At 52.5% G+C, this 8551-nt stretch carries 8 protein-coding genes; 1 reads left to right on the top strand and 7 read right to left on the bottom strand.

The window, feature by feature from the left end; all coding sequences use genetic code 11:
• Window positions 1–192 (top strand): hypothetical protein (locus KDK15_RS00090; RefSeq protein WP_257293333.1); only part of this gene is annotated, 192 nt, incomplete at its 5' end.
• Here the strand turns inward: KDK15_RS00090 and KDK15_RS00085 are convergent.
• The 7 genes from KDK15_RS00085 to KDK15_RS00055 form a co-directional block, all read right to left on the bottom strand.
• Complete coding sequence (locus tag KDK15_RS00085) at window positions 185–877, bottom strand: hypothetical protein (RefSeq protein WP_257293332.1); 693 nt, start codon at window positions 875–877, stop codon at window positions 185–187. The two genes, KDK15_RS00090 and KDK15_RS00085, sit on opposite strands and share 8 nt — an antisense overlap.
• A 125-nt stretch (window positions 878–1002) precedes the next feature.
• Window positions 1003–1452, bottom strand: coding sequence for an ATP synthase subunit C (locus tag KDK15_RS00080; RefSeq protein WP_252020183.1), 450 nt, complete (start codon window positions 1450–1452; stop codon window positions 1003–1005).
• Between the two features lie 2 nt (window positions 1453–1454).
• Window positions 1455–3302 carry a V-type ATP synthase subunit I gene (locus KDK15_RS00075; protein ID WP_257293331.1) on the bottom strand — a complete coding sequence of 616 codons (1848 nt, stop codon included), beginning with the start codon at window positions 3300–3302 and terminating at the stop codon, window positions 1455–1457.
• A 40-nt stretch (window positions 3303–3342) separates the two neighbouring features.
• Window positions 3343–3969, bottom strand: coding sequence for a V-type ATP synthase subunit D (locus tag KDK15_RS00070; RefSeq protein ID WP_257293330.1), 627 nt, complete (start codon window positions 3967–3969; stop codon window positions 3343–3345).
• 5 nt (window positions 3970–3974) lie between these two features.
• Entirely contained in the window at window positions 3975–5381 is a 1407-nt protein-coding gene (locus KDK15_RS00065; RefSeq protein WP_257293329.1) for a V-type ATP synthase subunit B, read from the bottom strand.
• Window positions 5382–5552: 171 nt separating this feature from the next.
• Window positions 5553–6581 carry an ornithine carbamoyltransferase gene (gene argF / locus KDK15_RS00060; protein ID WP_257293328.1) on the bottom strand — a complete coding sequence of 343 codons (1029 nt, stop codon included), beginning with the start codon at window positions 6579–6581 and terminating at the stop codon, window positions 5553–5555.
• 102 nt (window positions 6582–6683) lie between these two features.
• Complete coding sequence (locus tag KDK15_RS00055; RefSeq protein WP_257293327.1) at window positions 6684–8480, bottom strand: hypothetical protein; 1797 nt, start codon at window positions 8478–8480, stop codon at window positions 6684–6686.
• Window positions 8481–8551: the final 71 nt, after the last annotated feature.

The following is an 8551-nucleotide window of genomic DNA, read 5'->3' as shown; positions in this document are numbered from 1 at the left end:
CACCCTGAGCGGTGTCGAAGGGTGCCTGGCACGATCTATCTCGTAGGCCCGGTGTTTATGCTCTTCGACAGGCTCAGGACGATCAGGGTTCGGAGGCTCACTATCATGGAATTTATTCAGGGACTACTCCTTAACATGAGCGTGTGGCAAACATTAATCTGCCATCACGAACTGGCACCACCAATTATTTAATAATGCCTTCAAGCAGGGCTCGGAAACGCGGCTGCAGGTGCTTCAGCAGAACCGCAGCAACGGCTTCATCCGTCAGCTCTACCTGGATATCCTTGTCTTTCAGACGGAATGCAATGCCACTCTGGCCAGCACCACCAACAGTGAAGGTGACGCCATCCTGAAGCATTTCACTGGCCCGCTTCATGGCGAACTCCAGCAGACCACCGGCCTTGAGAAGCTCAGGTTTATCACGCAGTTCATCCACACCAATGACTTTTCTGGGCAGGATCACTTCGAGGTTGTTTTCGCCGCGCAGGTTGTTCTGGCCAGCCACTTCAAGAATCATCCCTTCCAGCAGCTTGTCGCCTTCCATGGAATGGCTGACCACCGCACGGATCTGGTCAGAGAATTTTTCCAGCAGATAGTCTTTCAGCTCAAGGATGGCATTTCGCTCAGCCAGCTGCAGCGCTTCTTTGCCTGCCTTGGTAATGAAATCCGCTTCTTCACGGGCCTTGCCGACAATGGCACTGGCGCGCTTTTCGGCATCCGCGATCAGCTCAGCGGCTTTGGCTTCAGCGTCAGAAATAATCTTGCCCGCTTCCTGGCGACCACTGTCGACGCCCTGGTTACGCAGCTTTTCGATCAGTTCCTGAACACCGACGGAAACGGTTTTACCGGTTTGTTTTTCAGGAGTTGCAGTACTCATTATCTAATCCTGTATTTGCTTATGGGCCAGTATGGTTTTGTCACCACAAAGACACAAAGTCACAGAGAACTATTTTTTGGCTTTGTGTTTTAGTGACTTTGTGGTTCCAATCATTCACCCCATTATCAGGCGGCGATGCCCTGGCCCATAACCAGTGCGAATACGAAAGCAAATACCGCAAAGCCTTCTACGATCGCTGCAGGCGCAATAGAAAGACCAAAGACTTCCGGCTTGTTCTTGGAAGCATTGATTGCCGCCGCCACCGCCTGTCCCTGATAGACAGCAGAGTACATCAGGGCAACACCGGTCAGCAGACCAATACCAAACAGACCAGGTGCGCTGGCCAGAGTGACGCCGATGCCACTCAGGGTAAACATGATGACAATGCCGTAGATAACCTGGGAAGATGGCATGGCCGAGAGACCGACGAACTTACCGTAGCCGCTCTCCACATCCAGCATCGCACCACAGGCAGCCTGTCCTGCGACAGAACAGCCGATTGCCGAACCCACTGCACCCAGAGCAACCGGTGCGAAAACACCTACCCAACCCAGTGCGATAATCAGTGCATCCATGGTTAATCCTCTTTACTAAAAGTTGTTTGCTGGTTAAAGGTCGTTCTTTGGTTAAAGACTTTAAATGGGTAGCCTTCGTCAGACAGCCCCCAGTTGACAAATTCAATGACGTTAAGACGCATGCCGTGAACCACACCACTCATGATGCACAGTGCAAAATTAAGCAGGTGACCCAGCAGCAGAATGATTCCTGCAAACAGCACACCGGTGACGGGGCTGGAATTAACAACGTCCATGGCCAGAGAGTTAAACGTCATGGCCAGGGATGCACCGGACAGGCCGAGGGCAAACAGGCGCATGTAACTGAGCACATCACCAAAGGCACTGGTAATGTTGTAGACGGCTTTCAGGCCATCCAGCATTCTCAGAATAAGGTCCTTGAGGGATGTCACTTCACGACTGCTGGAGAACAGGAATACCAGCAAGGCACCAGCGATCATCAGCCCCGGGCCAATGGTGGATTGAAACGCTGCAGGCAGGGTACCGGTCATACCCAGCCACAGTGTCAGACCACCGCCCATCAACCCCGCCCAGCCCAATGGTGCAAGGGCATAACTTGAGCCACGATTCACTATCACCGTCATGACGTTGGCAACGATCAGGTGCGCAACACCGATCACCACCGACAGTTTCATCATGGTGTTGTAATCATTGAGGTTGATAAAGGCCAGGCGGCCAAAGAAACTGCCGCTGTCAGGTGCCGTACCGAAGTAGCTGCCGATAAAGACACCCCAGACAATACCCACACCGGACATAAAGTACGCCAGATTCATCAGACGACGACCGGTTTCACTCTGCCGGAGCTTGCCTCTGAACAGGAAGATGATCAGTCCGAAAATCAGACAGTACATGGCATCGCTCATGATCATCGCAAAGAACAGCGAGAATGAGTAAAACACCACATTACCCGGATCCCAGGCCCGGTAGTTGGGTGTCTGGAAGAAGCCAAGGGCATCCGCACCACCACCGGTTCCCGCCGGTTTGTCCAGTAACGTCGGAGGATTGTCGTCTGCCGTCGGGTCTTCGAATATTGCCGCAACACCGTGGGCAGCGGTGAAGGCTTCAACATTGGCCTGCTCAGCAACCGGTACCCAGCCCTGCACCAGGAAGAAGCTGTCTTCATCCATGGTGCCACTGGTGGCCTGCTGCAGATCAGCACTGTCCAGACGGGCGGCAAGCACCTGATCCAGAAGATAGTTCCAGCGTGTCAGTGCTTCGCGCTCAGCCAGAAGATCCTCGATGGCATCCTCTGCTTCATTGAGTATCTCTTCCAGGCGGGAAAGCGGAATCTTACCCACATGAGAACGATGCACAGGAAGCAGAAAGTCTTCGGGCTCCTTATCAGAAACAACGATAACGTAACTGTCTTTCTGGCTCTGATGAATCAGCTCCCAGGGCAGCTCACACTGCTTAAGGGAATCCCTGAGCGTCGGCAGTTCACCATTGGGCAGAACATAGAACCAGAGCCGCTGGCCATTCAGGTCAGACAGGGCAGGAAAAGTAAACTCGCCCCAGGGGCGCACTTCCCGAATCCGTTCCTGCAGCTTGTCGCGAATATCGGACTGCTCACGGAACTTGGACTTGTTGTCCAGAATCTTATGAACAATGTCGTCTACACGGGCGGCGTCCTTATGCTGACGAAAATTGCGAACCTGCCTTCTCTGCTTTGGACTGCGCTCCAGCCACGCTTTCGCTTCACTGGCTTCCGCAGGCTGCACCTGAACCTCAACCGGTTTATCGGTTAATGGAATCAGATGCAAACAGCCCAGGGATTGCAGCTCTTTCAGGATGCCGCTCTTCTCCTGGCTGGGTCCGTAAAGGGTGATCTTTTTCAGTCGTTTAATAGCCATAATCAATGCTTTCGCAGGTTATACCTGTGAGACCAGGATATCAGCCCACCTGCGAATGACCTCCTTTGGCTTCCTGGGCCAGAACCTTGCCCTTGGAGAGCTTGGCGTTCATTACGCTGGCCCGGTCCTGGTCAGACATATAGATCTGGATTTTCTGTATGTTCTTTTTGGTCTGGGGAATCAGAACCTTGGAGAACAGGTTTACCCGCTGGGACGTAGTACGTGTTGCCTTGTCCAGCTCCCTGTGGCGCAGCCGACGAATCTGAAGTTCTATTCTCAGGCGAATCATCTGCTGCAGGAGTTCAACCAGGTAATCAACCCAGTGGGGTTTGGCCAGATCACTGTAGGGTGTCAGCGCAATTTCAATGTGCTCGACCAGAGGAACCGATGTGCCGACAATATTTTCCTGGGTCAGGCGCACATCCGTCACCTTCACCAGGTTATCCACCGGAACATCCTGTCTTGCCAGCATCGGCAGCTGCTGTCTGACCAGCTGCTCCACTTCCGCCAGATGTTCCCGTGCTTGTGCCAGCGCCTCTTCGGCCTTTTTACGTTCCATCATCAGCTGCTGACGCTTGAGTTCAAGCGCCGGCAGATAACGGTTGTAGGTCTTTAAACTGCGCTTCTCTTTGTTTAATGAACTTTTGTTGAGAGCTACCTTGGCCATTATCATTACGCCTCAGCTGCAGCTTCAGAAGCTTCCTCAGCTCTCTGTGAATCACTCTCTGTAGAAGAAAGTTGCTCTGGGTTGGGCCAGTATTTTTCCAGCAGACTCTGTTTCATCAGGGTCTCTTCCGGTCCAAAGCATTCAGCCATGGTCTCCCAGCACTTATCCAGTGCCTGTTCCAGGGACATGGCAGCATCCAGAGACATAAAGCGTCTCTTGAACAGCTTGCCGAACTTGATGGTTTTCAGGTCATAGCTGGACAGTTCAAAGGCCATTGCCTGTTTCTGGGCGGCATTCACCGAGTCCGAGTAGAAACGAATCATGGCGTTCATGATCGCGGGATGGTCTTCGCGGGTTTCTTTACCCTGAACCATCTGCTTCAAACGGGACAGGGAACCAAATGGATCCAGGTGCCCTTCGTGCAGGTAGAACTGACCTTCGGTGATATAACCTGTGTTGTCCGGAACCGGGTGAGTCACGTCATTACCTGGCATGGTGGTCACCGCCAGAATGGTGACCGAACCTGCGCCTTTGTAGTCACAGGCTTTTTCGTAACGCCGCGCCAGCTGGGAGTACAAATCCCCCATATAACCACGGTTGGCAGGGATCTTGTCCATGGCCACACCAATCTCTTTCATGGCGTCGGCATAAGAGGTCATGTCGGTCAGCAGAACCAGAACCTTTTTGGACTCTTCTACGGCGAAGTGTTCAGCCACCGCCAGCGCCATATCCGGCGTCAGCAGACGTTCAACCGTCGGGTCAGACGCCAGATTGGTAAACATAATGGTACGGGCAGACACACCGGCTTCTTCAAAGGTGGTGCGGAAGAAGTGGTAATCATCGAAGATCAGGCCCATGCCGCCAAACACCACAACATCCGCTTCGGCCTGAATGGCAATACGGGCCAGGAAGCGGTTGTAGGGTTCACCAGCGACGGAGAAGATAGGAATCTTCTGGGACTCAACCAGGGTGTTGAAGACATCGATCATGGGCACATTGGTACGTACCATGCGCGAAGCCAGTACACGACGCACCGGGTTTACCGAAGGTCCATCAATCTCCACCCGGGGATCCTGTTCCAGTGCAGGGCCACCATCAATGGGTTCACCGGCACCGTTAAAGATTCGCCCAAGAATATTGGGGGAGTAGGTGGTCTTCATGGGCTGGCCGAGAAAGCAGACCGACGCTCCGGTGGAGAGGCCCTTAGTGCCGGCAAAAACCTGGAGAGAAACCTCTTCATGGTCAATCTTGATGATCTGCGCCATGGAGTAAGTCTGGCCATCCTGCTCAATCAACGCCAGATCACCATAGTTGGCCTGGGCATTACCCTCAGCCAGGTTAGGTACGTGAACGCGAATGAGGTCACCAACGATGCTGAGAATATTGGTGTATCGCAATAGGCTCTGGGGCATTACTGCTCCTCTATACTGCTGGGAAAATAAAAAGAGAATTGATCATGGACTCAGTAAGTCAACACACGTCCAACCAGCTCTAATAGTAGACAGTCTCATGGAATTCGCCGCCCGAAAAAGACAGGACAGGCTTTATTTACGGGAAGCGGGAGGCGGGCAGCGGGAAACGTCTTAACGTCGTCTGCCCAATGTTTCCACCATCACAGCCTTGATGGTATGCATGCGGTTTTCTGCCTGATCAAACACAATGGAGGCGTCAGACTCAAACACATCCTCGGTGACTTCCAGGCCGTTCATAGCAAATTTGTCAGCGACTTCTTTGCCAATCACCGTGTCATCATTGTGAAAGGCCGGCAGACAGTGCAGGAAACGGGCATTGGCATTCCCTGTTTTTTGCATGACTGTCTGATTCACCTGATAGGGCTTCATCAGTTTGACCCTTTCATCCCAGGCTTCCATCGGTTCACCCATGGAAACCCAGACGTCGGTGTAAAGGAAATCACAACCAGCCACCGCTTCATCCACCGACTCGCTGATGGTGATCCTTGCTCCGGTTTCCCGGGCAATTTCCTGACATTGCCCAATGAGCGCAGGGTCAGGGAAGAATGCCGCCGGTGCGGCAATCCTGAAATCCAGTCCCATTTTCGCAGCACCAACCATCAGCGAATTGGCCACGTTGTTGCGTCCATCGCCGAGATAGCAGAGTTTCATCTCACTCAGAGGGCGACCATTGCCGTGTTCCTGCATGGTCAGAAAATCCGCCAGAACCTGGGTTGGATGCCAGTCATCGGTCAGACCGTTCCATACCGGCACACCTGAATAAGCCGCCAGATCTTCAACGTGCTGCTGCAGGTGGCCACGAAATTCAATGCCGTCGTACATACGCCCCAGTACCCGGGCAGTATCTTTAACGGTTTCTTTGGCTCCCATCTGCGAGCCACCACCGATATAGGTGACATTGGCACCCTGATCAAAACAGGCGACCTCAAAGGCACACCGGGTTCGGGTCGAGGCCTTGGCAAAAATCAGGGCAATATTTCGCCCGGTTAAATGCTGCTCCTCAGTACCGGATCGCTTTGCCGCTTTCAGCTGTGCTGCACGCTCCAGCAAGTGGCTGATCTCCATTGGAGAAAAGTCCAGTAGCTTGAGAAAATGACGGTTCTGCAAACTCTTCTCGAAATCAACAGTCACAACAGTCATATACAGTTTCCTGTGTCAGGTCATTTCTTGTTCTTTCTTACACTTTTCATGTCAGGCCAGCGGTCCTTACGTAGTCAGTGGCAATGTCATTACTGCTTACGGTCAGGATTCAGCGAGACTTTTTTTGGTTTGGGTCGGCGCATAAGAGATAATATTTGCCTTCAGGATTTGACAGCCGCTCATAAACACCTGACAGAAGTCACAGATATCATCAATGCTGGACGAACATTGGACAGACACCGACCTGTTTTTCATATTCACCAGGTAGAGTCTGTCGGTATCAAGGACCAGCACCAGAATCTCTTCTGGCAAAGTGAATACCTCTGGCTCAAGCTCAATGAGTATATAGTCCGTTTTGCTAGTTGCTCGCAGGTTATACATCTCTATCAAGACATCCGCTAAATCGTTCTGCAAATTGATCATTTGTCTATTCAGCTCAAGATCCCTCCCGTGTAGCCCGGGCATCTGCGTGGCAGGCATGTCGTAAAGGAGATGTACCCCTCGCTTCTTGCGATAACCAAGCCCCAATATATGGTCAATCACATTTTTGACGGTCAGTTGAGAGTTGCGCAGATCGCCCTCAATCATGTTATTCAGCAGGGTAACCTTTTCAGCATCCTCTTTGCGGATACGCTGCAAGCCAAGACTCCGGGCGGCATAAAGCAGAATCCTCCGGTTATTTTTTGACGGATCCCCCAGCCCGAAATCCCTCGGCGGGTACTGCTGAACAAACGCCTTGACATCGATTTTATCCAGACCTTCGGCATCAGACTCTCCCTTTTTGGTCGGACGAACAAAGATGGCCTGGGTTGCCTCACTGACCAGCATAAGAAACTGGAGGTATTTCACTAACTGGGTACCACTGGCAAAACTCCCATAAACCAGGCGCCCAAGGGCACGGCTCGGTACCGGCTCACCGACAGTAAATAGAAATATCAGACGAGGTTCAGTCGGGTGTCGAAAAATTCGCACCACTGGCGAGACCGGTTCCGGGCAACCCGTTACCGGATTCTGCCGTGAGCAGGCGAAGGTAACAAAGAACTGGTGTTCCGGTGCCAGCTGATCGAGATGTTGCTGCATAGCGGTAAAGAACGCACGGGCATCATCGGACTTGTCAATATTCATCTGTTTGCCGCAAAGATGGTCTTCTTCCGCGCATAATTCCTGCCATCCCGGCACCACACCGACATCCATCATCTGTCTCAGAAAGCTATACCCACTTTGCCCTGCCAGAGCCTGCAGCTCGTCTGGCATCCACAGTTGCCCCAAAAGCCGCTCAAATGTCCTGGTCATACTGACTATATTAAGCTTCAGCGAGGGGCGAGCGATCGTTTGGGCAGCTGTCAGCAGAGGGGGATGGAAAGGATGAGGAGCCTTGGGCGGTACCAGTTCCTGAGCGCCCAAACCTTGCTGTACGAAAGTACCTAGCTGAGCAAGAGCTCTTTCGACCTCCTCTACATCTACTGCTTGCTGGTTGCGGTTCCCTGATAGCCCGGATGGTCCTGCAACTGCACCAATCGACCCAGCCTGTTCACTGGCTGACTCACTATCGAAGGCCTGGATCGGTGCATAGCCACCAGCGGCGGACGCTGGTTCAAAAAGACTCCAGTCGTATTTCTTCACCTCTTCGGCAAAATCAGTATCCCTGGCAAATTCAACAGGTGTTTTCTTACAGACTGAACACTGAGCAACCTCCCGGGTCATCACGACAGTACAGCCATAGTGGTAATTATCTCCGCAACAACGGGAAGCCATAAAGGGAGGACACTCAATATACTCTGCACACAGACCACAAAGCCGACGCTCGATAATCTCGTTAGTTAGCGGTCGCAACTCTCTGGCCTGGCTGCTGACACCAAGGCCTGGGATATTTGATAACTGGGCACGGCCTGGATCCACAAAAACTCTCCTCAATAAACTGTCATCAAGTAACTAGGGGCTGTCCGAGAATAGACTGCCCTACTGCGGTG

Origin of the sequence: Endozoicomonas sp. YOMI1, assembly GCF_024606345.1 — a bacterium.
Lineage (GTDB): Bacteria > Pseudomonadota > Gammaproteobacteria > Pseudomonadales > Endozoicomonadaceae > Endozoicomonas.
The sequence above is the reverse complement of the archived record's forward strand: the minus strand, read 5'-3'. Positions and strand labels throughout refer to the sequence as shown.

Excerpts from the sequence above, each read along its gene's own strand:
- KDK15_RS00085 (WP_257293332.1), bottom strand. The coding sequence starts at position 877 with ATGAGTACTGCAACTCCTGAAAAACAAACCGGTAAAACCGTTTCCGTC.
- KDK15_RS00070 (WP_257293330.1), bottom strand. The coding sequence starts at position 3,969 with ATGGCCAAGGTAGCTCTCAACAAAAGTTCATTAAACAAAGAGAAGCGC.
- KDK15_RS00075 (WP_257293331.1), bottom strand. The coding sequence starts at position 3,302 with ATGGCTATTAAACGACTGAAAAAGATCACCCTTTACGGACCCAGCCAG.
- KDK15_RS00080 (WP_252020183.1), bottom strand. The coding sequence starts at position 1,452 with ATGGATGCACTGATTATCGCACTGGGTTGGGTAGGTGTTTTCGCACCG.
- argF (WP_257293328.1), bottom strand. The coding sequence starts at position 6,581 with ATGACTGTTGTGACTGTTGATTTCGAGAAGAGTTTGCAGAACCGTCAT.
- KDK15_RS00065 (WP_257293329.1), bottom strand. The coding sequence starts at position 5,381 with ATGCCCCAGAGCCTATTGCGATACACCAATATTCTCAGCATCGTTGGT.